At 70.4% G+C, this 25,406-nt stretch carries 21 protein-coding genes and 1 pseudogene; 15 read left to right on the forward strand and 7 right to left on the reverse strand.

All coding sequences use genetic code 11. From position 1 onward, the window contains the following. Positions 1–3: 3 nt before the first annotated feature. Both OG505_RS07415 and OG505_RS07420 read left to right on the forward strand, forming a co-directional pair. Positions 4–834 carry an AraC family transcriptional regulator gene (locus OG505_RS07415; protein ID WP_405432002.1) on the forward strand — a complete coding sequence of 277 codons (831 nt, stop codon included), beginning with the start codon at positions 4–6 and terminating at the stop codon, positions 832–834. Between the two features lie 207 nt (positions 835–1,041). After that, positions 1,042–2,625 (forward strand): DHA2 family efflux MFS transporter permease subunit, encoded by a 1,584-nt coding sequence (locus tag OG505_RS07420; protein ID WP_405432004.1) that lies wholly within the window; start codon positions 1,042–1,044, stop codon positions 2,623–2,625. 65 nt (positions 2,626–2,690) lie between these two features. On the opposite strand, the gene OG505_RS07425 is transcribed toward OG505_RS07420, so the two are convergent. Continuing rightward, the gene (locus OG505_RS07425) at positions 2,691–3,689 is read right to left on the reverse strand and encodes a helix-turn-helix transcriptional regulator (protein ID WP_405432005.1); all 999 of its coding nucleotides are present in this window, start codon (positions 3,687–3,689) and stop codon (positions 2,691–2,693) included. A 64-nt stretch (positions 3,690–3,753) separates the two neighbouring features. On the opposite strand from OG505_RS07425, the gene OG505_RS07430 reads away from it, so the two are divergent. The 3 genes and pseudogenes from OG505_RS07430 (at position 3,754) to OG505_RS07440 (ending at position 5,577) form a co-directional block, all read left to right on the forward strand. Next, complete coding sequence (locus OG505_RS07430; RefSeq protein WP_405432007.1) at positions 3,754–4,887, forward strand: epoxide hydrolase family protein; 1,134 nt, start codon at positions 3,754–3,756, stop codon at positions 4,885–4,887. A gap of 142 nt (positions 4,888–5,029) precedes the next feature. After that, positions 5,030–5,286, forward strand: a pseudogene (locus OG505_RS07435) (DUF2071 domain-containing protein); the annotation flags it as partial. Positions 5,287–5,307: 21 nt separating this feature from the next. Continuing rightward, entirely contained in the window at positions 5,308–5,577 is a 270-nt protein-coding gene (locus tag OG505_RS07440; protein WP_405432008.1) for a DUF2071 domain-containing protein, read from the forward strand. A 19-nt stretch (positions 5,578–5,596) separates the two neighbouring features. On the opposite strand, the gene OG505_RS07445 is transcribed toward OG505_RS07440, so the two are convergent. After that, entirely contained in the window at positions 5,597–6,574 is a 978-nt protein-coding gene (locus tag OG505_RS07445; protein WP_405432009.1) for an aldo/keto reductase, read from the reverse strand. A gap of 126 nt (positions 6,575–6,700) precedes the next feature. Between OG505_RS07445 and OG505_RS07450 the strand changes: the two genes are divergently transcribed. Together OG505_RS07450 and OG505_RS07455 are read left to right on the forward strand one after the other, a co-directional pair. Further along, entirely contained in the window at positions 6,701–7,564 is an 864-nt protein-coding gene (locus OG505_RS07450) for a hypothetical protein (protein ID WP_405432011.1), read from the forward strand. Between the two features lie 112 nt (positions 7,565–7,676). Further along, positions 7,677–9,077, forward strand: coding sequence for a cellulase family glycosylhydrolase (locus OG505_RS07455; protein ID WP_405432012.1), 1,401 nt, complete (start codon positions 7,677–7,679; stop codon positions 9,075–9,077). A 204-nt stretch (positions 9,078–9,281) separates the two neighbouring features. On the opposite strand, the gene OG505_RS07460 is transcribed toward OG505_RS07455, so the two are convergent. Then, on the reverse strand, positions 9,282–10,226 hold the full coding sequence (locus OG505_RS07460) for a GlxA family transcriptional regulator (RefSeq protein ID WP_405432014.1): 945 nt from the start codon (positions 10,224–10,226) through the stop codon (positions 9,282–9,284). Between the two features lie 52 nt (positions 10,227–10,278). Between OG505_RS07460 and OG505_RS07465 the strand changes: the two genes are divergently transcribed. From OG505_RS07465 to OG505_RS07475, 3 genes are all read left to right on the forward strand, one after another. After that, the gene (locus OG505_RS07465; RefSeq protein ID WP_405432016.1) at positions 10,279–10,848 is read left to right on the forward strand and encodes a DJ-1/PfpI family protein; all 570 of its coding nucleotides are present in this window, start codon (positions 10,279–10,281) and stop codon (positions 10,846–10,848) included. 205 nt (positions 10,849–11,053) lie between these two features. Beyond that, positions 11,054–11,620 carry a hypothetical protein gene (locus tag OG505_RS07470; RefSeq protein ID WP_405432018.1) on the forward strand — a complete coding sequence of 189 codons (567 nt, stop codon included), beginning with the start codon at positions 11,054–11,056 and terminating at the stop codon, positions 11,618–11,620. 73 nt (positions 11,621–11,693) lie between these two features. Next, positions 11,694–12,248: a dihydrofolate reductase family protein gene (locus OG505_RS07475; RefSeq protein ID WP_405432019.1), complete on the forward strand. Its 555-nt coding sequence runs from the start codon at positions 11,694–11,696 to the stop codon at positions 12,246–12,248. Positions 12,249–12,263: 15 nt separating this feature from the next. Here the strand turns inward: OG505_RS07475 and OG505_RS07480 are convergent, their stop codons facing one another. Then, entirely contained in the window at positions 12,264–15,305 is a 3,042-nt protein-coding gene (locus tag OG505_RS07480; RefSeq protein WP_405432020.1) for a BTAD domain-containing putative transcriptional regulator, read from the reverse strand. A gap of 59 nt (positions 15,306–15,364) precedes the next feature. On the opposite strand from OG505_RS07480, the gene OG505_RS07485 reads away from it, so the two are divergent. Continuing rightward, entirely contained in the window at positions 15,365–16,123 is a 759-nt protein-coding gene (locus tag OG505_RS07485; RefSeq protein ID WP_405432022.1) for an alpha/beta fold hydrolase, read from the forward strand. 15 nt (positions 16,124–16,138) lie between these two features. Here the strand turns inward: OG505_RS07485 and OG505_RS07490 are convergent, their stop codons facing one another. Then, entirely contained in the window at positions 16,139–16,780 is a 642-nt protein-coding gene (locus OG505_RS07490; protein WP_405434415.1) for a GNAT family N-acetyltransferase, read from the reverse strand. A gap of 172 nt (positions 16,781–16,952) precedes the next feature. Here OG505_RS07490 and OG505_RS07495 point away from each other — a divergent pair, with 172 nt between their 5' ends. The 3 genes from OG505_RS07495 to OG505_RS07505 all read left to right on the forward strand — a co-directional run bounded on the left by OG505_RS07495 (position 16,953) and on the right by OG505_RS07505 (position 22,175). Next, positions 16,953–18,806 carry an adenylyl cyclase gene (locus OG505_RS07495; protein ID WP_405432024.1) on the forward strand — a complete coding sequence of 618 codons (1,854 nt, stop codon included), beginning with the start codon at positions 16,953–16,955 and terminating at the stop codon, positions 18,804–18,806. Positions 18,807–18,994: 188 nt separating this feature from the next. Further along, positions 18,995–21,382, forward strand: a complete 2,388-nt coding sequence (locus OG505_RS07500) for a discoidin domain-containing protein (RefSeq protein ID WP_405432026.1) — start codon at positions 18,995–18,997, stop codon at positions 21,380–21,382. A 130-nt stretch (positions 21,383–21,512) separates the two neighbouring features. Next, positions 21,513–22,175, forward strand: coding sequence for a tetratricopeptide repeat protein (locus OG505_RS07505; RefSeq protein WP_405432027.1), 663 nt, complete (start codon positions 21,513–21,515; stop codon positions 22,173–22,175). A gap of 486 nt (positions 22,176–22,661) precedes the next feature. Here the strand turns inward: OG505_RS07505 and OG505_RS07510 are convergent, their stop codons facing one another. Next, complete coding sequence (locus OG505_RS07510; protein ID WP_405432029.1) at positions 22,662–24,260, reverse strand: restriction endonuclease; 1,599 nt, start codon at positions 24,258–24,260, stop codon at positions 22,662–22,664. Positions 24,261–24,375: 115 nt separating this feature from the next. Between OG505_RS07510 and OG505_RS07515 the strand changes: the two genes are divergently transcribed. After that, on the forward strand, positions 24,376–24,933 hold the full coding sequence (locus tag OG505_RS07515; protein ID WP_405432030.1) for an HD domain-containing protein: 558 nt from the start codon (positions 24,376–24,378) through the stop codon (positions 24,931–24,933). Here OG505_RS07515 and OG505_RS07520 read toward each other — a convergent pair. After that, positions 24,921–25,391, reverse strand: a complete 471-nt coding sequence (locus OG505_RS07520) for an NUDIX hydrolase (RefSeq protein ID WP_405432031.1) — start codon at positions 25,389–25,391, stop codon at positions 24,921–24,923. The genes OG505_RS07515 and OG505_RS07520 overlap by 13 nt on opposite strands. Positions 25,392–25,406: the final 15 nt, after the last annotated feature.

Raw genomic sequence — 25,406 nt, forward strand, 5'->3', positions numbered from 1 at the left:
AGCGTGGTCACCCGACCGACGGGCGCACAGGTCAGCGCGTGGCGACCCGCCGTCGCCGGCGTCGCCGAGGTGTTCCACGCCCACTTCCCGGATCACGCGTACCCGCTGCACACCCACGACGTGTGGACGCTGCTGATCGTCGACGACGGCGCGGTCCGCTTCGACCTGGACCGGCACCGCCACGGCGCGCTGCGGACGTCGGTCACGCTGCTGCCGCCGTACGTGCCGCACGACGGCCGGTCCGCCACGCCGCACGGCTTCCGCAAACGGGTCCTGTACCTCGACACCACGGCGCTCGACGCCGCGCTGGTCGGTCCGGCGGTCGACCGGCCGGACCTGGCCGATCCGCGCCTACGGGACCGGATCCACCAGCTGCACCGGGTGCTCGCCGCGCCGGGGGACGAGTTCGAGGCCGACAGCAGGCTCGCGCTCATCCTGGACCGGCTGCGCCAACGGCTGCGTCAGCGCTCCCCGGCCGGCGTCCCGCCGGCCGCGCGCGGCCTCGCCGTGCGACTACGCGAGCTGCTGGACGCCCGGACCGTCGAGGGCCTCACGCTGCGGCAGGCCGCCGAGCTGCTGCACGCCCACCCGACCCACCTGGTCCGGACGTTCACCCACACGCACGGGCTGCCACCGCACTCGTACCTGACCGGTCGTCGGGTCGAACTGGCACGCCGTCTGCTCCTCGCGGGGCAGCGCCCCGCCGAGGTCGCCGCCGCCGCCGGGTTCTTCGACCAGGCGCACCTGACCCGCCACTTCCGGCGGCACCTGGGCGTCAGCCCGTCCCATTACGCGGCCCCCGCGCCTCTCGTGGCGGGTCGGTCCGCCGGCTGATCAACACCCCGACTACCGGTTCCGATCGGGCGGCCGATCGGTTCCGCAACCCGGTCGTCACGAAATCCGGCGGCAATCCGTCACAGTCCCCGGATAGTCTGCCCTCCGCGCGTCGTCGCCCCGGCACGTCGCGTCCCGCGCCTGGTCGGCGTGGCATACGCCGCCACCGCCCACCTTCCGCCGGATCAACCGACCTCAGGAGAGTCAGTGACACAGCAATCCGTCGCGACATCGGACAAACTCGACGCCGCGGTGCTCAAGGTGGCGGGCGTCGTCGTCCTTGGCGCGATCATGTCGATCCTCGACGTGACGGTGGTCAGCGTCGCGCTGCCCACGTTCCAGAGCGAGTTCGACGCGTCCTACGCCCGCGTGGCCTGGACGATGACGGGCTACACGCTCGCCCTGGCCACGGTTATCCCGCTCAGCGGATGGGCGGCCGACCGGTTCGGCACCAAGCGCCTCTACATGGTGGCGCTCGCCCTGTTCACGATCGGGTCCGGCCTCTGCGCCACCGCGGACTCGATCGGCGAACTGATCGGCTACCGCGTCCTTCAGGGGCTCGGTGGCGGCATGCTCATGCCACTGGGCATGACGATCATGACCCGGGCGGCCGGGCCGCACCGGATCGGCCGGCTGATGGCCGTCCTCGGCATCCCGATGCTCCTCGGCCCGATCGGCGGCCCGATCCTCGGCGGCTGGCTGATCGACACGGCGAGCTGGCACTGGATCTTCCTGATCAACCTGCCGATCGGTGTCGTCGCCCTCATCTACGCGCAGATGGCGCTCCCGAAGGACGCCCCCGAGCCGTCGGAGTCCTTCGACTTCCTCGGCATGCTGATGCTCTCCCCGGGCCTCGCGCTGTTCCTCTACGGCGTCTCGTCGCTGCCCGAGGCGGGCACCTTCTCCGCGACCAAGGTGTGGGCCCCGATGCTGGTCGGCGGCGCGCTGGTGGTGGCGTTCGTGCTCTACTCGTTCAAGCCCCGGCACCCGCTGCTCGACCTGCGGCTGTTCCGCAACCGCAACCTGACCATCGCCTCGGTGACGCTGTTCGTGTTCATCATCGCGTTCATGGGCGCCGGCCTGCTGTTCCCGAGCTACTTCCTGCAGGTGCGCGGCGAGTCGACGCTGGCCGCCGGCCTGCTGATGGCGCCCCAGGGCCTGGGCGCGATGATCACCATGCCGATCGCCGGCACGCTCGCCGACCGGGTGCCCATCGGTCGCACCGTCCCGTTCGCGCTGGCGCTGATCGTCGCCGGGTTCTTCGGCTTCACCCAGGTCGACCCGCAGACCTCGTACTGGCTGCTCGGTGGGTCGTTGTTCGTGATGGGCCTGGGCATGGGCGGCACGATGATGCCGATCATGACGTCGGCGCTGCGGACGTTGCAGGCGCAGGAGGTGGCGCGCGGCTCGACGCTGGTCAACATCCTCCAGCAGATCGGCGGCTCGGTCGGCGCCGCCGTGATGTCGGTGATCCTCACCAACGAGCTGAACGGCTCCCGGCCGATCCCCGGCGCGGTGGACCCGAGCGGCAAGCCGATCACCGAGGCCGGGCTGGCCATCGCCGCCCAGCAGCGGCCGGAGCTGCTCCAGCAGATGCCGGTGGATCCGTCGATCATCGAACGTGGTCTCGACTTCGCCGCGAAATCGTTCGCCCACACGTTCTGGGTGGCATTCGCGCTGGTGCTGGCCACGTTCATCCCGGCCGCCCTGCTGCCGCGCCGGCGCACGCCCGCGCAGCAGCTCGGCGACGAGCAGGCCGAGCTGGCCAAGGCGCCCGTCGTCATCCACTGACCGACGCGCTCGATCACCCGCCGCGCTCGACGCCCATCGTGGTGTCGAGCGCGGCGGTGTGTTGGTCAGCGCAGCGGACCGTCGCCGGGCCCGTCGGGGTCAGCCTGCGGGCCGGCGGCGCGGGTGGCCCGGGTGCCGATCTGCCGCAGGTACGCGATCAACTCCGGCGGCTCGTGCACCTCGATGTCGCAACCGAGGGTCAGCAGGCGCCACGCCAGCCACTCCAGGGTGTCCGCGTCGCTGCGCAACCGGCACGAGGCGCCGTCGATCGGCTCCAGGTCGACCCCGGCGCCGCCGAGCGGGCCGGCCATCCGCTCGACCGGCGCGTGCAGCGTCACCACCGCGCGGTAGACGGGCGTCAGCTCGAGCAGCTTCTCCGCCATGAACGACGCCGCGTCGGTGGCCGGCAGTCGACGGGCGGCGACTCGGGTGCGGGTGGGCCGCGGGTCGGTGATCCGGTCCACCCGGAAGATCCGCCAGTCGGCGCGATCGTTGTCGTAGCCCACCAGATACCAGCGCCGGCCCGCCGACACCAGCTTGTACGGCTCGACGAGCCGTTCGCCGTCCACGCCGTCGCGGCGGCGGTAGGTGAACCGCAGTTGCGCGCGGCCGTTGACGGCGGCGGCCAGGGCGTTCAGGTGCTCGGGGTCGACCGTCGGCGGACCCCAGGTGAGTAGCGGTTCGGTGGCCGCCCCCAGCGCCCTGACGCGCTGACGCAGCCGGGACGGCAGCACCTGTTCGAGTTTCGCCAGCGCCCGCACCGAGGCATCCTCGATGCCGACCACCGCGTGACCGGCGGCGGTACGCAGACCGACTGCGATCGCCACCGCCTCCTCGTCGTCGAGCAACAGTGGCGGCATCGCCTTGCCCGCGACCAGGCGGTATCCGCCGATCACGCCCATCGTCGCCTGCACCGGGTAGCCGAGGTCGCGCAGCCGCTGCACATCGCGGCGAATGGTGCGCAGGCTGACGCCGAGCCGGGCGGCCAGCTCGCTGCCGGGCCACTCCCGGGGGGTCTGCAACAGCGACAGCAGGCCCAGCAGTCGGGCGGGGGTGTCGGACATGGCCTCCACCATGCCAGCGATGTGTGCCAGATCCTGACCTATATCGGCCCTAGCGTTCCCCGGCATGACACCGTTTCGCATCGACATTCCCCAGTCCGACCTCGACGACCTGCGCGACCGGCTCGCTCGCACCCGGTGGCCCCGCTCGCTGCCCGGTGCCGGCTGGGACCGAGGGGTGCCGGTGGACTACCTCCGCGAGTTGACCGAGCACTGGGCGCACGGCTACGACTGGCGGGCGCACGAAGCGCGCCTGAACGACTTTCCCCAGTTCGTCACCGAGATCGACGGCCTGGACGTGCACCTGCTGCACGTACGCTCGCCGGAACCCGACGCGCTGCCGCTGCTGCTGACGCACGGCTGGCCGAACTCTTTGGTCGAGTTCACCGAGCTGATCGGCCCGCTGACCGACCCGCGTGCCCACGGCGGGGACCCCGCGCAGGCGTTCCACGTGGTGGCGCCGTCGGTGCCCGGCTTCGGCTTCTCGCAGGCGCCACCGGCCGGGTTCACGATCGACCGGCTCGCCCGGATGTGGGCCGAGCTGATGGCCCGCCTCGGCTACCACCGCTACGGCACCCAGGGCGGCGACCTCGGCGCGTACGTCGCGCCCCGGGTGGCGACGGTGGCCCCGGAGCGGGTGGTGGGCGTGCACATCGACGGTGGTTTCGGCTTTCCGACCGCCGCCGACGTGGCGGACCTGAGCGAGCCGGAACGCGCCGAGTGGGAGCAGATGCAGCGGTGGATGAGCGGTGGGGTGGACCACCACGCACTGCTGCGGGCCGCGCCACAGACCTTCGCGTACGCCTGGACCGACTCGCCGGTCGGGCTGCTGGCCTGGATGATGCAGAAGTTCAAGGAGTTCACCATGACGGTACCGACACCGGAGCAGGCCATCGACCGGGACCATCTGCTCACCAACGTGAGCCTCTACTGGTTCACCGGCACCTCGGGAACTTCCTCGTGGCCGATGTACGAGCGGCTCACCGTCGCCGACGACGGCGGTTTCGCCTGGCCCCAGGGGCAGCGGCGGGTGCCGTCGGGCGTCTACGGTGGCGGGACCGCGCTGATGCGCCGCCTCGCCGAACGGGACAACACCATCGTCCACTGGCCCCAGGGCAACCCGGGCAGCCACTTCGTGGCGATGGACGAGCCGCTGGCGCACGCGGCGGACATCCGCGCCTTCTTCGCGAGCCTGCGATGACCGACGTGAGCTGGGCGGGCCCTCGGCGCCGGTCGGCGGCGGGAGTTGGCCGAGGAGGTCGAGCGGATCGGCCCACATCCTGGAGGGTGACGCCGCACTGACCGTCGGGACGGTGCGTGTCGGTCCGCACGCCTGAGTCAGGATGAGGGGCGTGCACATCGAACCGGTCGACGACGCGCCCCGCCGAACGTTCGTCCAGACGATCCTGCGGCAGCGCTGGGAGGACCTCACCTTCCTGCACTGGGCGGTCGCTCCGGAACTCGTCGCGCCGCTGCTGCCCGCCGGCACTCGTCCGGACACGCTGGACGGCGTGAGCTTCGTCGGCCTGATCGGCTTTCGGATGGTCGGGCTGGGCTTCGGTCGCGGGCCGGGAGTGCCGTACTTCGGCACGTTCGCCGAGACGAACGTCCGGCTCTCCGGGTGGGGGAGCCGATCGCCGACCCCGCCCCTCTGGACCATTTCCTCACCGCCCGGTGGGGGCTGCACACCCGGGCGTACGGTCGCACGCTGCACCTGCCGAACTGGCATCCCCGCTGGCCGCTGCACCGGGCCGAGCTCCTGCACCTGGACGACGGGTTGGTCGCCGCCGCCGGGCTGCCGGCGCCGGTCGGACCGCCGGTCAGCGTGCTCTACTCGCCCGGTGTCGGGGTGCGGTTCGGCCCGCCCGTGACGGTCCGGCGGCCCGGCTGAGCGCCGGGCCGCCGGATGCTCAGTAGCGTCCGCCCTCGGGGGCGGGCAGCGCGTCGAGGTCGGCCAGTTCCTCGGTGCCGAGCCGCACGTCGCCGGCCGCGCAGTTGTCCACCAGGTACTTCGGTGTCTTGGTGCCGGGGATCGGGATGACCCGGTCGCCCTGGGCGATCACCCACGCGAGCGCGACCTGCGCGGGAGTGACGTCGGCCCGGTCGGCGATCTCCCGGACCCGGGCGACGATGGCCAGGTTGGCCCGCAGCGTGTCCTGCTGGAAGCGCGGCAGGCCGCGTCGGAAGTCGTCGGCCGGCAGGTCGTCGAACGACGAGAACCGGCCGGTCAGAAAGCCCCGGCCCAGCGGGGAGAACGGCAGGAAGGCGATGCCGTGCGCGACGCAGTACGGCAGGACCTCGGCCAGCGGGTCCCGGGTCCACAGTGACAGCTCGGACTGCACCGACGCCACCGGGTGCACGGTCTGGGCTCGCGCGATCTGGTCCACCGTCACCTCGGACAGGCCGATCTGCCGCGCCTTGCCCGCCGCGACGACCTCCGCCATCGCGCCCCAGGACTCCTCGATGGGCACCTCGGGGTCGACGCGGTGCAGCTGGTAGAGGTCGACATGGTCGGTGTCGAGGCGGCGCAGGCTGTCGTCGATCGCGGTGCGGATGTGCTCCGGCCGGCCGTTGTTGCCGATCTTCGGTGAGTTGCCGGGGCCTCCGGTCAGGGACGTGGCCACCAGCCCGACCTTGGTCGCCAGGACGGCCCGCTCCCGGTGGCCGTCGGCCAGCGCCCGGCCGACCAGCTCCTCGTTGGTGTACGGCCCGTACACGTCGGACGTGTCGATCAGCGTGGCGCCCAGGTCCAGCGCCTGGCGGATCACTGAGATCGAGGTGTCGTCGTCGCGGGGGCCGGTGATGTCGTATCCGTGGCTCATGCCCATGCACCCGAGACCGATGACGCCGACCTCGGGCCCTGCGCTGCCCAGCGTGGTGGTTCTCATGGCACCACGCTACGACCGCCGTCCGCCTGCCGCGCGGGTGGTGACCATCGGGGCGACCTAGAATCGACGGGTCTCACTGCTTTTGGTGGTGTGGGCTGGGGGTGACCTTGAAAGGCGGTGCGCACGATGGGACCGGACGAGCGGCGACGGTTGTTCGAGCAGGCGCGGGAGCGTTCGGCGCGACAGGACACCTGGGCGGAGGCGGACCGGTTGTGGGTCCGGGTGATCGGGGCGTACCGGGAGACGGTGCGCGGTCCGGCTGGGGTCCGCGAGGACCAGCAGCAGTTGGCCCGGGCGTTGTGGCGGCACAGCATGCTGCTCTCGGCGCGCGGCAGGGCCGCCGACGGGATGGCCCCCGGCGGCGAGGCGGTGGTCGTCTTCGAGCGGGTGTACGACGCCGTGGCGGCCGAGGGCGGGAACGTGGCGGCCGCACCCCGGGACGACGCCCTCGCCGAGCTGATCACCGCACTGGTGGACCTGGCCGAGGTCTCGTTCGCCGCCGGTCAGCCCGCCACGCGCAGGGACCTGCTGGAACGGGCCGTGACGGTGGGTTTGACCTGCGCCGGGTCTCCGCCGTCCGCCGGGCCCCGCACCCGCGAGGCGATGGGCACGGCCTACCACAACCAGGCGACGGCGCTGCTGCACCGGCACCGCACGCGGCCGTCGTCGGGCGCCGGCGCCCAGGAGGCGGCGCTGGCGGCGTCGCGGGCCTGCGAGCTGCGCCAGGGGCTGCTCGACCTGGCCCGTCCGCTGACCTTCTGGGAGATGGCCAACACCTACGGGGTGTACGCCCAGTGCCTGGTGCTGATCGGCGACCTCGACCGAGCGGCAATGGTGCTGGCGATGGGCAACCGCTTCGTGGAGACGCTGGGCCCGGCCGCCGCGGAGCCCGCCCAGAAGCTGCGGGTCGCGGCCGAGATGCTGGCCCGGGAGAAGGGCGGGTCGGGGGGTGCGACCGGTTCGCGGCGGTGGGGCTGGCGGCGGGGCTGACCTACCGGGCAGCCGTGCGCCCCGGCTTGCACGGCATCGTTGGTGATCGATACTCTGCGTGAAGGCGCCGCCCCGCCTCAGACCATCACCGTCGATCCGAAGCGGGTTCCGCATGCGCACACTGAGACTTGTCACGTCGCTGGCCGTCGCCGGCCTCCTCGCCGGCGCGGTGGCGATGATCGCCACGCCGGCCAGCGCGGCAACTGTCGTGTTCTCCGTGACCAACAACTGGGGCAGTGGCTATCAGGGTCAGGTCACGGTCACCAACGACACCTCCGCGCCGATCAGCAGTTGGCGGGTCGAGTTCGACCTGCCGGCCGGCACGAGCATCAGCCAGTCGTGGAACGCCCAGCAGGTGACCTCGGGTAACCACTACACCTTCAGCAACGTGTCGTGGAACGGCACTCTCGGGGCCGGCGCCTCGACGTCGTTCGGCTTTCTCGTCAACGGCTCCGGCACTCCGGTGAACTGCACCGTCAACGGCAACGGCGTGTCCTGCACCGGCGGCACGCCGCCCACGACGCCGCCGCCCACCACCGCGCCACCGACGACCCCGCCGCCCACGACGCCGCCGCCGACGACTCCGCCCCCCACCACTCCGCCGCCGACGACCGGCACACCAGTGCAGCGGTACGGGCAACTGCGGGTCTGCGGCACGACGATGTGCGACAAGAGCGGCGCGCGGGTGCAGTTACGCGGCGTCAGCAGCATGTGGCTCAACTGGGAGACCGCTCCGTACGCCGAGAACCTGTCCGCGCTGACCTGGATGCGCGACAACTGGAACCTCCAGGTGATCCGCGCGGCGATGGGCGTGGAGCCGGCCGGGGCGTACCTGAGTGACCCGGGCAAAGCGCGGGCGCAGGTGGAGACGATCATCAACAACGCGGTCACCGCCGGGGTGTACGTGATCGTCGACTGGCACGCGCACGAGGCGCAGAACAACCAGTCCCAGGCGGTGGCGTTCTTCGGCGACCTGGCACGCCGCTACGGTCACCTGCCCAACGTCATCTGGGAGACGTGGAACGAGCCGTTGCAGTTCAGCTGGACCGGCGTCATCAAGCCGTACCACCAGGCGGTCGTGTCCGCGATCCGCGCCGCCGACCCGGACAACATCGTCGTGCTCGGGACGCCGACGTGGTCGCAGGACGTGGACGCCGCGGCGGCCAGCCCCGTCTCCGGCATCAACCTCATGTACACGCTGCACTTCTACTCGTGCACCCACGGCGGGTCACTGCGCGCCAAGGGCGACGCGGCGATCCGGGCGGGCCTCGCGTTGTTCGTCACCGAGTGGGGCGCCAGCAACGCCGACGGCGGCCTCGACGGCCGGGCCTGCCTGCCGGAGGCGCAGTCCTGGATCGACTGGATGAAGGCCAACGGCATCTCCTGGACCGCCTGGAAGCTCGACGTCGGCACCGACACCACCAACCTGCTCAGCCCCGGGGCGCCGGTGACCGGCGGGTGGAACAACTACCTGCACGGCCACGCGCCGTTCGTGGTCGCCAACATGAGGTGACCTGGCCGCGCTCTTGATCAACTCCAGATCACCGATGTCGGGGTGTCCAGCTGGTCAGGACACCCCGACATCGGCGATCGCGCGTCGATCACCCACGCGCGGCCCTCGCTGGGGCGGTCGCTTCGGTGGCCGATATACCTGTCAGTCATATTCATACCTCTGCGGTATATCGGCTCTCGCCCAGATCCACCCCCGAGCGTCAGTTCACGGTGTGAAGGCTCGCCGGTACGCGGTAGGGGTGGTGGCGAAGGCCCGCTGGAAATGCGCACGCAGGTTGGTGGCCGTGCCCAACCCGGTGCGCCGAGCGATCTCGTCGACGCTCATCCCGTTGTCCTCGAGCAGGGTGCAGGCGGCGCGCAGCCGTTGCTGGATCAGCCAGGCTCGCGGACCCATGCCGAAACGGCTCTGGAACGCCCGGTGCAGCGTGCGGGTGGACATCACCGCCTGTCGCGCGAGGTCCGCGACGGTAATCGGATGCCGCAGGTTGCTGCTCGCCCAGGCGGTGACCGCGGCCAGCTCATCGTCCTCACCCGCCACCCCGACCGGGATGAACTGCGCCTGGCCGCCCGCTCGGTGCAGTGGGGTGACCATGTGACGGGCCCGCTCGATGGCGACCGCCTGCCCATGGTCGAGACCGACGAGGTAGAGGCACATGTCGAGGCCCGCGGCGAGTCCGGCGCTGGTGAGCACCTGGCCCTCGTCGACGTAGAGGGCGTTGGCGTCCACGAGCACCCCGGGGTGTTCGCGGGCAAGCGCCTCGGCGTGCACCCAGTGGGTCGTGGCACGGCGGCCGTCGAGCAGGCCGGCCTGAGCCAGCGCGAACGCGCCGGTGCAGATCGACGCGATGCGCGCGCCCCGACGGTGTGCCAGTCGCAGCGCCTGGAGAGCGCGCGCCGGTGCCGGCCCGCGGCGGAATCCGGGCACGATCACCGTGTCGGCGTCGCCGAGGGCGTCGATCGTCGCCGCGACGGTCAGGTTCAGACCCGCGGTTGTGGTGACGACCTGCCCCTCGTCCAGGGAACACACCGTCGTCGCGTACCGGCCGTGACCCTCGTGGCCGAAGACGTGCGTCGCGATGGTCAGGTCGAAGGCGACGACCCTGGGGAGAGCGAGAACGGCGACCCGATGCGTGGCGGAACTCTTACGCATGATGGCAAGGATGCCACTCGTCACCCCCAGGCCGACGAGAGATCCTGACCGGGTGCGAATTGACATCGTGGTGTTCGACGGCTTCGACGAACTGGACGTCTTCGGGCCTTTCGAGGTGCTCTCGATCGCCGGGTTCGACGTGCGACTGGTCGCCGTCGAGCGGCCTGGCCGGGTCACCAGCATGCGTGGGGTCGAGCTCCGGGTCCCCGACGTGCTGGGTCCGGCCGACGGCGTGATCGTCCCTGGCGGCGGATGGCTCAACCGGGCCGCCGAGGGCGCCTGGGCGCAGGCACAGCGCGGTGAGCTTGCGGCGAAGCTGTCCGCGCTGGCGCCATCGACGCGGTGGATGGCGTCGGTGTGCACCGGCGCGCTGCTCCTCGCGGCCGCCGGCCTGCTGACCGGCCGGCGGGCGACCACCAACCGCCACGCGTACGACGAACTGCGCGGCTACGACGTGACAGTCCTCGACGAGCGCGTCGTCGACGACGGCGACCGTGTCACGGCGGGCGCGCTCACGGCCGGGCTCGATCTGGGACTGTGGCTCACCGAACGGGAACTCGGCGCCGGCACGGCCGACCAGGTCGCCGCGACCATCGAGTACGCACGGACCCCGAGCCGTTAGTTCGGAGAGACCGCGCTGTCCGAAGAGGATCAGCAGCGCCGCCGTCGGTGCGCGCGCCGACCTGCTGCGGGACCTGTCGCCGATGACTGCACGACTTCCTGGCCCGCGACAACGCCGAGACGGCGCGTACGGCCACCACCGCCTGGCTCACCCGGCACCTCGCCGCGACGGCGGCCACCGTCGGCTGAGGCGTTATCCTGCGCCGGTGGACGTCACGGCGCAGGGTGAGCGGCTGGCCGCCGACCTGGGCCGGTGGCTGGCCGACGTGACCTTCGTCGACCTGGACACCGACGACGTGACCGCGCGGATCATCGACGAGGTGGCGCGGTGGGGGCAGGGGCACGGCTGGCGGGTCTACCGGCGCGCGCCCAGCGTCGTGCCGCTGCCGCCGCCCATGCAGCAGCGGCACTCCGTCCTCGACGTGGCGTGCGCCCGACCGGACGGCCCACCGGTGGTGATCGAGGTCGACCACACCGACCGGGCGCGTACGGTGCAGAAACTGACCGCCGAGGCGGACGCCGGCCGGATCCCGATCTGGGTGCGCTGGGGGGTGGGCCGCTTCACCGCGCCGCCACCGCCGGTGCGGATGGTAACCGTCGAGGTGACCCGCCGCGCCGGGCCGGCCGGGCGCGGACGCCTGCACAGCCGCACCGGCGACCGGCCCGCGCCGGCGCACTCGCCCGGTGGCGGCACGGCGGCCCCGCAGGCGCTGCCGATCCCGCTGACCGACCCGCTTTCGGACCCGCTTTCGGACCCCCGCAAGGGGACCTGAAGCGAATCGTAAGCGGGGCTCGGCAAAGTTCTGGGTGTCACCGGAGCACACGACACACACCCAGGAGATTCCGATGCGCAAGCTCATCAACTCGACCTACCTCACCCTCGACGGCGTCATCGAGAACCCGATGTGGACCGCGCCCTACTTCGATGAGGAGGCCGCCGCCCTCGCCGGTTCGCAGACCGAATCCGCCGACGCGCTGCTGATGGGCCGGGCCACCTACGACGGCTTCTCCCAGGCCTGGCCGGCGATGGACGAGAGCGACCCGACCACCGGCGCGGCCTACTTCAACAACGTCAAGAAGTACGTCGCCTCGACCACCCTCACCAACCCCACCTGGAACAACACGGAGGTGCTCCAGGGGGACCTGATCGAGGCGGTCGCGAAGCTCAAGGCCCAGGACGGCAAGGACATCATCCAGTACGGCTACGGCTCGGTCACCGCCCAGCTGGTCAAGGCGGGTCTGATCGACGAGGTCCGGTTCTGGATCCACCCGGTGCTGGAGGGCGGCGCCAACCTGAGCACCCCGCTCACCGACGTGAAGGCGTCGTTCGAGCTGATCGACACCCGGGTGCACAAGAGCGGCGTGATCATCGCCTCGTACCGGCCGACGTCGGCGAGCTGAGCGACTGAGCGGCGATCAGAGCTGGGCCCGGGCCTCGCCCGGGCTCAGCTTCGCGCCCTCGGCGACCAGCGCGTCGAACCGTTCCCGGCCGAGCGCGGCGAGCACCCGCTCGGTCACCCGGTCGGTGTCGTCGCGTTCTGCGGGCGCCGCTGGGGTGCCGGCGGCCTGCCGGGCGGCGGCCGCAGTGCCGAGCAGCCGGGCCGCGACCTCGGGCGAACGCACCGCCGACGCCATCCCTTCCAGCGGGCCGAGCGCATCGCGCGCGGTGGCCATCGCCTCGGCGACGTCGAATGCCTCGAGGTGCAGGGCCAGCGCGGCGGCAGGGTCGCCGCTCTGCTCGACCGCGTAACCCAGCTCCACGAGGACCATCGGCAGGTAGAGCGCCGGCTGGGTCTCGCTGCGTCCCTGCTCGGCGAGGCGGGTGAGGTGGGTGGTGGCCAGGTCGAGCTTGCCGTCGCGGCGGGCGGCGAAGCCGAGGCCGAGCTCGGCAAAGACGATCGCGCTCGGCGAGCCCTGTTCCACCGCCAGCTGGTAGGCGCGTTCGGCCAGCTCCCGGGCCTGCGCGTAGTCGCGGGTCTGCACCGCGAGCCAGGCCAGCCAGGACAGCTTGCCGCCCACGTGCGGCCACAGCCCCAGCTCCTCGGCCCAGCGCAGCCCCTCCCGGTGCAGGGCTGCCGCGCGTTCGTACTCGCCGCGAATCTCGGCCAGCCCACCCACCCAGTCGCTCGCCTGGAGGCGGCCCCACCGGTCACCCACCTCGGCGAACAGCGCGGTGCTGCGCGTCGCTGCGCTCTCCAACGCGGCCAGGTCACCGCCGGCGTGCGCGATCATGGCCCGGGAACTGAGCACCGCGGCCTCGGTCCACGGATCGGTGGCGGCGGTGGGCAGCAGCTCCGACGCCAGCGGCAGGTCACTGCTCTCGAGTACCGCGTTCGCCGCGAACCAGACGGCTCGGGCGTCGGTGACACCGGCCAGGGCGGCGCGCACCTCGGCCGGAGGGACCTGCTCGCCCTGCAACAGCGCGAAACCGATCCGCCAGGCTGCGGCGCGGCTCTCCTGCGCCGGGTCGCCGGGCGTCGCGAGGGCTCGCCGCGCCTCGCTGAGCCGACCCCGCAGGTACCAGTACCAGCTCAGCGCGACGGCCAGCCGCAACCCGCCGCCGTGCGCCAGCGCCGCGCGCAGGTTCACCGTCTCCGCGTCGAGCAGCGCCAGCCACCGCTGCTGGTCGGGGCCGCGCAGCCGCGGGTCGGCATGTTCGGCCAGGTCGGTGTAGTACGCGGCGTGCCGCGCCCGGGTGTCGCCGGCGTCGACCAGGTGGTCCAGGCCGAACGCGGCGACCGACTCGAGCAGCCGGTAACGGGGGCCGGTGCCGGAGTCGTCCAGCACCACCAGCGACCGGTCCACCAGGCGAGCCAGTGTGTCGAGGTCGGTCCGGCAGACGAACTCGGCCGCCTCCGGGGTGCAGCCGTCGCCGAACACCGCGAGCCGGGCCAGCACCGCGCGGTCGCCGTCGTCGAGCAGGTCCCAGCTCCAGCCGATCACCGCGGTCAGCGTCCGCTGTCGCGGCGGCACGTCGCGCTGCTGCGTGGTGAGCAGCCGGAACCGGTCGTCGAGCCGGTCCACCACCCCCCGCAGGCCCAGCGCGCGGACGCGGGTCGCGGCCAGCTCCAACGCCAGCGGCAGGCCGTCCAGGCGACGGCAGAGCTGGGCGACCGCCGCCGCGGTGTGCTCGTCGAGACGAAATCCGCGGTGCTGGGCGGCGGCGCGGGCGGCGAACAGCCGGGCCGCCGCCGAGCGTCGGACCGCGTCCGGGTCGCTGTCCCGGGGCAACGACAGTGGGGGTACCTCCCAGAGCAGCTCCCCGGTCAGGCCGAGCGGTTCCCGGCTGGTGGCCAGCACGCGCACCTCGGGCGCGTCGCGCAGCAGCCGGGCCACCAGCGCGGCGACCTGCTCGATGACGTGTTCGCAGTTGTCCAGCACCAGCAGCAGGTGCCGCGACCGCAGCGCCGCGACGAGTCGGTCGGTGGCGGACAGGCTCGTGCCGGCGGCCTCGCGGGCGTCCAGCGCGCCGAGGACCTGCTCGGCGACGCCCGGGTCGCCGGCCGGCAGCGGCGCCAGCTCGACCAGCAGAACGCCGTCCGGAAAGGACTGGGCGCGGGCGGTCTCGGTGGCCAGCCGGGTCTTGCCGACGCCGCCCGGCCCGATCAGCGTGACCAGGCGCTGCGCGGGCAGCAGGGCCCGCAGCTCGGTCAGCGCCTCGGCCCGGCCGACCAGCTCGTCGAGCTGGGCCGGCAGGCTGTTGCGGATGATCGCGGCCTTCGGTGGCGCGCTCAGGCCGGCGTCCTGTTCGAGGATCCTGCGGTGCAGGGCGACCAGTTCGGGGCCGGGGTCGAGGCCCAGCTCGTCGGCGAGCCGGTCCCGCAGGTCGGCGTAGCTGTCCAGCGCCTCAGACTGGCGACCGGCGGCGTACAGCGCGCGCAGCTGCACCGCCCGCAGGCCCTCGCGCAGCGGGTGTCGGGCCACGAGTTCGGCCAGGTCGGCCGCGACGAGGTCGTGTTCACCCCGGGCCACCCGGGCCTCGGCGAGCCGCTCGTGCACGGCGAGGCGCTGCTCGGCGAGTCGGGTCGCCTCCGCGCGGACGAACTCGGCGTCGGCCACGTCGGCGTACGCCTCGCCCCGCCACAGCCCGAGGGCCTCGGTCAACCGGTCGACGTCGGTGTGCCGGGCCAGCTCGGCGAACCGGTCGGCGTCGACCGTGTCGGCCCGCAGCAGGTAGCCGGGAGCGCGGGACTCGACCAGGTCGCGGGCGCCCGGCTCGGCGTCGTTGAGCGCCTTGCGTAGCTGCGACACCCGCACCTGGAGGGCGCCGGCGGGGTTGGCGGGGGTGTCGTCACCCCACAGGTCGTCGATGAGCCGGTCGGCGGAGACGACCTGGTTGCGGTTGGTCAGCAGGTCGGCCAGGAGGGCGCGCACCTTGGCGCCGGGCACGACCACCGGCTCGCCGGCGTCCGTGGTGACGGCGAGCGGCCCGAGCACCCCGAACTGCACGGCGGACATCTTAGCGCCGGTAAGACGACCTGAAGCAGACCGTAAGCGGGGCGGCGCACCGTGTGGGCATGGAGATCTATCACGAGACACATGGCAGTGACGAGGGCCGGCCGCTGGTGCTCATCCACGGCGCGCTCTCCGGCATCGGCACCTCGTTCGGCACGATCCTGCCGTTGCTGGCGAAGTCGCGGCGGGTGATCGCCGTGGAGTTGCAGGCGCACGGCCACACTCCGGACGCCGACCGTCCGCTGACCGTGGAGCACTTCGCCGCCGACGTGGTCGAGCTGTTGGACCGGTTGGGTGTCGAGCGGGCGGACGTGTTCGGCTGGAGCATGGGCGCGGCGGTGGCGTTGCGCCTGGGCACCGACCACGCCGAGCGGGTCGGGCGGCTGGTCCTCGCCTCGGTGAGCTTCGAGGACGCCGGCCTGCACCCCGGGCTGCTCGACGGGATCCAGGATCTGCGACCGGAGCACCTGCACGGCTCGGAGTTCCACGAGGAGTACCTGCGGACCGCGCCGGACCCGGCGGGCTGGGCCAACCTGGTCACCAAGATGAAGGTGCTGGACGCAAACCTGCCGCGGTGGACGCCCGAGCAGATCGGGGCCCTGGCCGCGCCCGCCATGATCGTGCTGGCCGACTCGGACATCGTCCAGCCCGAGCACGCGGTGCGGATGTTCCGGCTGCTCGGCGGCGGGGTGCCCGGCGACCTGACCGGCCTGCCGGCCTGCCGGCTGGCCATCCTGCCGGGCACCACCCACACCACGATCCCGCAGCGCGCCGACTGGCTGGCCCCGATGATCGACGAGTTCCTGAGCGCGGACCGGTAGGGGCGCCCGGAGAGGCTACTTCTCCAGGAGCAGCGCTTCGGCGCCCACGGGTCGGAAGCCGGCCGCCTGGAAGGCACGCACACTGCGCGCGTTGCCGGCGGCCTGCTGTGCCCAGACCGGCTGGCCGTCGGGCACCAGGTGCCGGGCGGCCGTCGCCAGCGCCCGGCCCAGGCCCCGGTGGCGAGCGTCCTCGTCGACCTCGATCGCCGCCTCCCAGCGACCCGCCACGCCACGGCCGAGTACGACCACGCCGCCTTCGGCCGCCCAGACGCGGACGTCGTCCCGACGCCTGCGCGCCCTGGCCTCGCGGGGGTGATCGGCGTCGGTCAGCTCGCGCAGCGCCAGCGGGGGCGCTCCGGCGAGCGGGGAGGCGACGGTCAGCAGGTCGATGGTGTCCGTCGACCGTCCGGTGCGGTCGAGCAGCGCGCTCAGGAAACGCGGATTCATCGTGGCCGCCAGTGCGTCGCAGTCGAGGGCGGCCAGGGTACGGCGGACCCAGTCGGGGTCCTCGTCGGTGAACACCACGGAGTGGGCGGTGAACGCGATCACTCCGGCGTCCCGGCGGTTGTGCTGCGGCACGATGGTGGTCCCGCCGTCCGGCGGCGGGAAGTGTCCGCGTGCCGCCGCGTCCAGGATGTCGGCCAACGTGCCACCCACGATCGTCGCCTCCTTGAGTTGCGCGCCACCGTCCATTCTCACCGGCCCGGTCCGAAGTTCGCCGTCCCCGGTCATGGCGTGGGGCCGCCGGACCGGGTAGAAACACCAGAGAGCGCTCTCACGGCCCCAGCTGCGCCGGGAGTACCACCCCGTCGCGGAGAGGACGAACCACATGACAACCCCGTCCCGACGTACCCTCCTGCTCACGCTTCTGGTCACCACCGCCCTCACGACGACCGGCACCGCCGCCACCGCCGGCCGCCCGACGCACGGCGCACCCGACTTCGGGCCGAACGTGACGATCTTCGACCCGACCATGCCGGTCAGCGAGATCCAGCGGACCCTCGACGCCGCGCACGCCCGGCAGGTCGACAACGAGATGGGCACCGAGCGGCACGCCTACCTGTTCAAGCCGGGCGCGTACGGCACGGCCGAGCAGCCGTTGCAGGCCAAGGTCGGCTACTACACCGAGGTCGCCGGCCTGGGCGCGTCGCCTACCGACGTCGCCGTCAACGGCAAGCTGGAGGTCTACAACCGTTGCCTGGCCGACGGCGGCACCGGCAACTGCCTCGCGCTGGTCAACTTCTGGCGCACCCTGTCCAACCTCTCGCTCACCGTCAACGCGGCCGGCCAGGACGGCTGCCGGTCGACGGCGAACTTCTGGGCGGTGTCCCAGGCGGTCTCGATGCGCCGGCTGAACATCACCGGCGGCGGGCTGTCCCTGATGGACTACTGCACGGCCGGCCCGCAGTACGCCAGCGGCGGCTTCATCGCCGACTCGCGGCTGCCGGCCACCACCAACGGCTCCCAACAGCAGTGGCTCACCCGCAACAGCGAGGTCGCCGGGTGGTCCAACGCCGTGTGGAACCAGGTCTTCGCGGGCGTCGAGGGCGCACCGGACGACGCCACGTTCCCGGATCCGCCGTACACCACCCTCGACACCACGCCGCTGAGCCGGGAGAAGCCGTACCTGTTCGTCGACGGCAAGGGCCGCTACAACGTGCGGGTGCCGGCGGCGCAGCGCGACAGCCGGGGCGTCTCGTGGGCCGACGGCCTGACGCCCGGACGGACCATCGGGATCGACGACTTCTTCATCGCCAAGCCGTCCGACCCGGTGCAGGTGATCAACAGTCAACTCGCGCGTGGCAAGCACCTGCTGCTCACCCCCGGCGTCTACGACATCGCCCGCAGCATCGAGATCCGACGCGCCAACACGGTCGTGCTCGGCATCGGCCACGCCACCCTCACCGCGGTGAACGGCGCCGTCCCGCTGGACGTCGCAGGAGTGCCCGGCGTGATCGTCGCCGGCGTCACGATCGACGCCGGCACGGTCGAGTCGCCGGCCCTGCTGCGGGTGGGCCGTCAGCACGGCCGCGACGCCAGCAGCCCGGCCAACCCGACCACGCTGTCCGACGTGTACTTCCGCGTCGGCGGCCCGCACATCGGCCGGACCAACACGGCGCTGGAGGTCAACAGCGACAACGTGCTCATCGACCACACCTGGGTGTGGCGCGGCGACCACGGCGTGGAGGGCTTCACCAAGGGCGTCAACGGCGACACCGACCGCTGGCGGACCAACACCGGCCGCTACGGCGCGGTCATCAACGGCGACCACGTGACGGCCACCGGCCTGTTCGTCGAGCACTTCCAGCGCTACAACACGGTCTGGAACGGCGAGCACGGCACCACGATCCTCTACCAGAACGAGCTGCCGTACGACCCGCCGACGCAGGCCGACTGGATGAACGGCCCGGTCGAGGGCTGGGCCGGCTACAAGGTCGGCGACCGGGTGCGCCACCACGACCTCTACGGCGGCGGGGTGTACGTCTTCAACCAGAACAACCCGTCGATCCACACCGAGAACGGCTTCGAGGTGCCGAACCGGCCGGGTGTGCGGCTGCACCACATCATGACCGTCAACCTCAGCGCCGGCACGATCGGCCACGTCGTCAACGGCGTCGGCGACGCGGCCGACATGACGAAGGTCGGCGTGCCGGTCTACCTCGCGCAGTACCCGAGTTCGTAGCGGTCGGGGACCAGCGCAAACGGGGGCGGAGCCGCACCGGCTCCGCCCCCGTCGTGCGATCCGCGTCTGGTCGCCTCCTTCCGGCAACGTGGACGAATATTTCATCGATCAGTCGTACTCTTGCGGGTTGGTATTTAGTGCTGCCACGATGACCGTCAATGCCTTCCGTCGAAGAAGGAGTGGTCGTCATGGCGGTCTCCCGCCGCAGGTTCGTCACGTCCGTGTTGGCCGGGTCCGCCCTCGCCGCCACCTCCACCACCGAGCTGCTCACCACCCTCGCCGGCCCGGCGTCCGCCGCCAGCCCGGTAGGGGACGTGGTCGGCAAGGTGACGGTCGGCTACCAGGGTTGGTTCAGCGCTCCCGGTGACTCCGCGCCCATCGGCGGCTGGTGGCACTGGAGCCGCGACCGCTTCCAGCCGCCGTCGCCGTCCAACACCACAATCGTGTCCTGGCCGGACATGCGCGAGTACACGCGCAGCTATCCCACCGCGTACCCCAACCTCGGCAACGGTTCGCCGGCCAGCCTCTTCTCCTCCTACGACCAGCAGACCGTGGACACCCACTTCCGCTGGATGCAGGAGTACGGCTGTGACACCGCCGCGCTGCAACGGTTCAATCCGACCGGCGGCGAGGGGCCGACCCGCGACGCGATGACGCAGAAGGTCCGCTCGGCGGCCGAACGCTACGGCCGCAAGTTCTACATCATGTACGACGTCACCGACTGGCTGACCATGCAGACGGACATCAAGACCGACTGGACGACGAAGATGGCCGCGCACACCGCGTCGGGCGCGTACGCCCGCCAGAACGGCAAGCCGGTCGTCTGCATCTGGGGCTTCGGCTTCAGCGAACCGAGCCGGCCCTTCGCCCCGGGGCCGTGCCTGGAGGTCGTCAACTGGTTCAAGGCGCAGGGCTGCTACGTCATCGGTGGCGTGCCCACCTGGTGGCGGCAGGGCATCGAGGACTCCCGCTCCGGCTTCCTCGACGTCTACCACGCGTTCCACGCGATCTCGCCGTGGATGGTCTACCGGGCCCGGACGGTGGAGGAACTCGACTCGTACTACAACAACGTCAACGTCGGCGACATGGCCGACTGCGCGGCGCGCGGCATCGACTACCTGCCCTGCGTGATGCCCGGAGACCTGGCCGGTGGGCACCGCAGGCACGGCGACTTCTACTGGCGGCACATCTACAACATGGTCCGGCTCGGCTCGCAGGGCCTCTACGTGTCCATGTTCGACGAGTACAACGAGGGCAACCAGATCGCCAAGACGTCCGAGACCCAGGCCACCACCCCGGCCGGCGCGAACATCCGCGCCCTGGACGAGGACGGAGTCGCCTGCTCCTCCGACTACTACCTGCGCATCACCGCCGACGGCGGCCGGATGCTCAAGGGACAGCTCGCCCTCACCGCCGTACGTCCGACGCCGCCGATGGTCGGGACGCCGCCACCGGCCAGCGGGAACCTGGCCGCCGGTCGACCCACCTCGGCGAGCAGCCAGAACGGCCCGTTCCCGGCGTCGAGCGCGGTGGACGCCGACGCCGGCACCTACTGGGAAAGCGGCGGTGGCGCGTTCCCGCACTGGTGGCAGGTCGACCTCGGCGCCAGCCACCAGGTCAACAAGCTCGTGGTGCGGCTGCCCGTCGGCTGGGGCGCGCGGACCCAGACCATCACCGTGCTGGGCAGCGTCGACGGCAGCTCCTTCTCGACCATCGCCGCGGCCTCGGCGTTCGCCTTCGACCCGGCGACCGGCAACACCGTCACCCGCACGCTGACGACCACCACGGCCCGCCACATCCGGCTGAGCATCGCCGGCAACACCGGCTGGCCGGCGGGCCAGCTTTCCCAGGTCGAGGTGTACGCCTCAAGCGGCACCACGGACAACCCACCGACCGCGCCGAGCGGCCTCACGTCGACCGGCCGGACGTCGAGCAGCGTCTCCCTGGCCTGGACGGCGTCCACCGACGACAACGGGGTGACCGGCTACCAGGTGCGTCAGGGCGGCACGGTGGTCAGCACGGTCACGGGCACCACGGCGACCGTGAGCGGCCTCAGCGCGTCCACCTCGTACACCTTCACCGTCACCGCACGCGACGCCGCCGGCAACACCTCGGCGGCCTCGAACGCGGTCACCGTCACCACCGACGCCCCGGCCAACGCCGACCTCGCCCGCGGCCGATCCACAAGCGAGAGCAGCCACGTCCAGAGCTACGGGTCGGGCAACGTGGTGGACGGCGACGCGAACAGCTACTGGGAGAGCGCCAACAACGCGTTCCCCCAGTGGGTCCAGGTCGACCTGGGCGCGACGCGCACTGTCGGGCGGGTGGTGCTGAAGCTGCCGCCGTCGTCGGCCTGGGCGACCCGGACGCAGACCCTTGCCGTGTCGGGCAGCACCGACGGGGGCAGCTTCGGGACGCTGGTCTCCTCGGCGGGGCGTACGTTCGACCCTTCGACGGGCAACCAGGTGGCGCTGACCTTCAGCGCCGCGCAGACCCGCTACGTGCGCATCACCGTGACCGGTAACACCGGCTGGCCGGCCGGGCAACTGGCGGCACTGGAGGTGTACGCCAGCTGACCGGTTGTGGGGGCGGCCGCCGGACGCCGACCGGCGGCCGCCACCCATCCGACGAACGGGGCGCAGCACCTTTCCCGACCACTAGACTGCTGACCCGGCACGCAGTGGCGATGCCGGGACGGGGGCGGCGATGAGCGCCGAAGATCGCATCGAACGGGCCAGGGTCCACTACGAACATGCCGTGTTCAGCGGCGATGCCGGCGTACTGGCCGACGCCGAACGGGACCTGGACGCGGTGGAGGCCGACGCCGCGCTGGCCCGGGGGCGGATCCTGCATGCGCGATTCCTCAATGAACGCGCCATCAGCGGCTCGTCACCCGTCGAGGATCCGGCTGAACTGCCGTTGTTTGAGCGTGCGATCGAGCTGTACCAGGCGCTGGGCGACACGCGCGGTCAGGCCGAGGCGCTGTTCTGGATCGGCTGCCTGCATCAGGTGATCCGGCGCGACAACGAGACCGCGGTTCCGCACCTGGCAAGGTCCCACCAGTTGGCGACGCAGGTCGGCGACAAGCCGACCCAGGCCGAGGCACTTCGACACCTGGGCATCGCGGCGCACACAGCCGGTCGACTGGTCGAGGCGCGCGAGCGGCTGGAGGAGTCGTCACGGCTGCGCCGAGAGGTGGGCGCGCTGCCGGGCGTGGCCGCCAACATGGTCGGCCTGGCCTACATCGCCGCTGCCCAGGACCGCCATGCGGACGCGCTCGCGACACTCGACGAGGCGAACGCCATCGCCCAAGCCCACGGCGCCCATGCCATCGTGCGGCAAATCGAGCAGGCAAGAACACAAATCTAGGCAGGCAATCACGCCAGCTACCCAAGCTGCCAACATAAGCCCGAACAGGACCGCGATCGAGGTCACCTCAGCCATCGACCACGGCCTGCATCACGATCCCGGGCTGGTGGATTGCTGGTTTCCGATCTTCCAAAGAAACTCAAGTCGTTCCCCGGCGCAGATATTGCCGAGATTGCCCGGCGAATGGATTCCGCAGGCCTTATAAGCAGCGAGATTGTTGTGCTGTGCAAAAGCGCTTCTCGCCAAATCTTCCGAGCGCCTTCGCCTAAGCAAATTAAGTCTATGGCCGGCTCTGGTGTGAGATGCGCTTGCGGGAGGCCGATCGATGAAGAAAGGCAGGAGGAGGCGATCGGTCTAAGTCCGGAGGGAGTCGAAGCTGCAGGGGTGGCTGGCGGCTGCGCCTTGGCAGCAGGCCCCGAGCGGCGGCCTCTGGGCTGGCCTCCGGTCGGGCGGCGCCGAGTGGCCCGTCAATTGTGCAACGTTTATCTACCCAGCTGGCCCGGGTCGGCCAGTCTGATTGTTGTCGGATGCCCGGATCCTAGTCGGCGGACGTGTGCCCGGGATTACATCGAATCCCAAGTACTGTTTGATTAGGTGTTTCAACTCGGCACCGTTGATCAAAGTGATTCGGTTCCGCTGCGCGAACTGTTCGCTGGTCCGGCTAAACCATGACGTAGTTACGAGTACACCGGTGGTGGCGTTGTGGTCAGTCATCACGCCGGTGAGCGCGTGCACAGCGTCAAGCCCAACAAGCTTGGTCCACCTCTTGGCCTGAATTAGGCAAACCCCGCCAAAGAACAGATTCTTGCTTGTCGCGACAGCGTCGACGCCCCCGTCTTTTGAGGGCACCGTCCGCCAAGCCTCTGCCCCCATCGCCGCGAAAAGGTCCTTGACCAAATGCTCAAACTCGGTTGGCGAAAGTTTCAACAAATTCCGCCGAGAGTCGAGGCCCGCTAGTTCGTCGGTAGCCTCAACGAACCTGAATCTCTTGAGATCAAATGTAATAAACGGTTCGACCGCTTCCAGGTCAAATGGGTTCGGCGATACCAACGCATTGAGGTACTTGAGACACGCAGCAGGATCCACTTTGGCTAAATTTAGATCGGAGAATGCGGATCTCTCAGCCTCGACGCTGATGAGGTGTGGGCGAGCGTTCTTGCCGGTGGCCCTATCTGTAGTGCTGACGCGACCATTAAAGACGACAGCTTCGACGACCTCAGCCGGTGTGCTGCGGAAAATCTCGTGTAGCGTCCTGAGCGCCATAGACGCGATGAGGCGCGCGTACCGCTGCTTGACCTCTGTTGCCGGCCTAGGAACAGGATCCACAGACCCGCGGCTTTTTACGTAACGGTACTCTCGGACGTTCGGCACTACTTGCTGCGCCGGCAACTCGAATTCAATGACCACGTCTCGGTTTTCGGGTCGATATGCGACCTGCCATTTACGTGGAAAGCTTTTCGGATGCATAGAAGCTCTGAGTACTTTATCTACAAACCACTCGACAGCTTCGGCCTCTCCGAGCGCGAATCCTTGTCGGCGTGCATCCAGATTGTTGTTATAGAGTTCAGCGCCGGCGCGCGCCTCCTCTGCCTTTCGATGGTGCTCAGCTTGGGCCGCCGCTAGCTTACGCAAACGTTCGCCCTCGGTACGCTGGAAGTCTGCGGTTGCAGCTTCAAATGAGCGTCGCGCCTGGGCGAGGGTCCGATGGTAGTGACTCATGCCGCCGAACCATCGTCCAAGACCTCGGGGTTCCACAGGGGCGTACTGCTGCCAAATCGGTTCAGTCAGAGGTGTCGCCAGCGTTCCCGGCTGAAAAGCCGGCGGTTCAAACTTTACTTTGAGTCCAGCAAAAGACAAGGTTGGGTGATTTAGGGCATTCAGGAGGATTTTCTCAAGTAGTTCAATTTCCTCGGCCACGGCTTCGGTTCTCATCTCGGCCAGGCGCTGCTGCTTCGTGGCATGCTCTGCCTGTCGCGCCTTTTGCTGCTCTCTGGCCTGACGCGCAACTTCCCGTGCCAACCGGTCAGCCTCTCGCCGTTCCGCCGCCATCTGACGTGCCTGATCTGAACGACCACCTTGAGCCACGCGTCACCTCCGCCGCTACGGAAACTGCCGATCCCGCTACTCTAGGTATCGTCTGTCCATCTTGGAAGAGGGGATTGAGCTAGCCCCTGAGGTCCGCGAGCCCTACGCTCTCGACATGGTAGGGACCGTCGAGTGGGCGGCTAGACTGGCTGAACGATACCTCGCACCTGCGTTACCTCGGCGTTGGCAACATGTCCGTTCGGTTGCTGCAAAGGCTCATCAGCTCAGCCCGTTGGTTGGTGACGATGCGGAGGCCCTTGTCGCCGCTGCTTGGCTGCACGACATGGGCTATGCGCCTGACATCGTCGCGACGGGCTTTCACTCGCTCGACGGTGCTCGTTGGCTACTTCGCCATGCTGCCGCCGATCTGAGGCTTGCAAGCCTGGTCGCCCATCACTCCTGCGCTTCGTACGAAGCAGACGAGTGGGGCTTGGGACAGGTCCTACGCTCGGAGTTCTTTCAAGAGGAGTCGCCTACGTCCGACGCCCTTTGGTATGCAGACATGACTACGGGACCAGACGGCCAGGACCTCTCGGTGGAAGAAAGGCTTGCCGAGATCCGCGAACGGTACGGGCCTGACAGCATCGTTACGCGGTTCTGGCGCAGAGCTGAGCCGGCTTTGCTAGGTGCAGTGAGTCGGACGCAGTGCCGGATGGCCGCTTACCCGATGTAAGGCTCACCGCGTCGCTCAAAGCCAGTGTCAATTCTGAGTCGCATCGACGGGTGGATGAGTAGGTCGTCAAGTTCATATTGTGCGACCCACCGTACTGCTGACGACTCGTCGCTTACCGCAGGCTTCCCACTCAGGTAGCGGCCGCGAAAGCAGGCCGAAAATTGTTGTCGCACCTCGCCGTCGCTGTACTCCACGACGTGGTTTGGGTTGCTGTAAATCCCGACCACGCCAGTCACCGCGATCTCGATGCCGGTCTCTTCTAGCGTCTCCCGGACAGCCGTCTCAGCGATGTACTCGCCGAAGTCCTGCGCGCCGCCGGGCAACGCCCAGAGGCCGTTGTCGGTGCGCTGGATGAGCAGCAAGCGTCCCTGCTCGTCCTGAACGAAGACGGTCACGGCTACAACGATGCTGTTCGGTTTCGGTGCGTTCGGGTTGTTGAAATGCTCGATCCGGGCCATGTCCTCAGCCTTTCT

Source organism: Micromonospora sp. NBC_00617 (assembly GCF_045161355.1).
GTDB lineage: Bacteria > Actinomycetota > Actinomycetes > Mycobacteriales > Micromonosporaceae > Micromonospora.

Excerpts from the sequence above, each read along its gene's own strand:
- OG505_RS07425 (WP_405432005.1), bottom strand. The coding sequence starts at position 3,689 with ATGTCCGACACCCCCGCCCGACTGCTGGGCCTGCTGTCGCTGTTGCAG.
- OG505_RS07430 (WP_405432007.1), top strand. The coding sequence starts at position 3,754 with ATGACACCGTTTCGCATCGACATTCCCCAGTCCGACCTCGACGACCTG.
- OG505_RS07445 (WP_405432009.1), bottom strand. The coding sequence starts at position 6,574 with ATGAGAACCACCACGCTGGGCAGCGCAGGGCCCGAGGTCGGCGTCATC.
- OG505_RS07450 (WP_405432011.1), top strand. The coding sequence starts at position 6,701 with ATGGGACCGGACGAGCGGCGACGGTTGTTCGAGCAGGCGCGGGAGCGT.
- OG505_RS07455 (WP_405432012.1), top strand. The coding sequence starts at position 7,677 with ATGCGCACACTGAGACTTGTCACGTCGCTGGCCGTCGCCGGCCTCCTC.
- OG505_RS07460 (WP_405432014.1), bottom strand. The coding sequence starts at position 10,226 with ATGCGTAAGAGTTCCGCCACGCATCGGGTCGCCGTTCTCGCTCTCCCC.
- OG505_RS07475 (WP_405432019.1), top strand. The coding sequence starts at position 11,694 with ATGCGCAAGCTCATCAACTCGACCTACCTCACCCTCGACGGCGTCATC.
- OG505_RS07480 (WP_405432020.1), bottom strand. The coding sequence starts at position 15,305 with ATGTCCGCCGTGCAGTTCGGGGTGCTCGGGCCGCTCGCCGTCACCACG.
- OG505_RS07485 (WP_405432022.1), top strand. The coding sequence starts at position 15,365 with ATGGAGATCTATCACGAGACACATGGCAGTGACGAGGGCCGGCCGCTG.
- OG505_RS07495 (WP_405432024.1), top strand. The coding sequence starts at position 16,953 with ATGACAACCCCGTCCCGACGTACCCTCCTGCTCACGCTTCTGGTCACC.
- OG505_RS07500 (WP_405432026.1), top strand. The coding sequence starts at position 18,995 with ATGGCGGTCTCCCGCCGCAGGTTCGTCACGTCCGTGTTGGCCGGGTCC.
- OG505_RS07505 (WP_405432027.1), top strand. The coding sequence starts at position 21,513 with ATGAGCGCCGAAGATCGCATCGAACGGGCCAGGGTCCACTACGAACAT.
- OG505_RS07515 (WP_405432030.1), top strand. The coding sequence starts at position 24,376 with ATGGTAGGGACCGTCGAGTGGGCGGCTAGACTGGCTGAACGATACCTC.
- OG505_RS07520 (WP_405432031.1), bottom strand. The coding sequence starts at position 25,391 with ATGGCCCGGATCGAGCATTTCAACAACCCGAACGCACCGAAACCGAAC.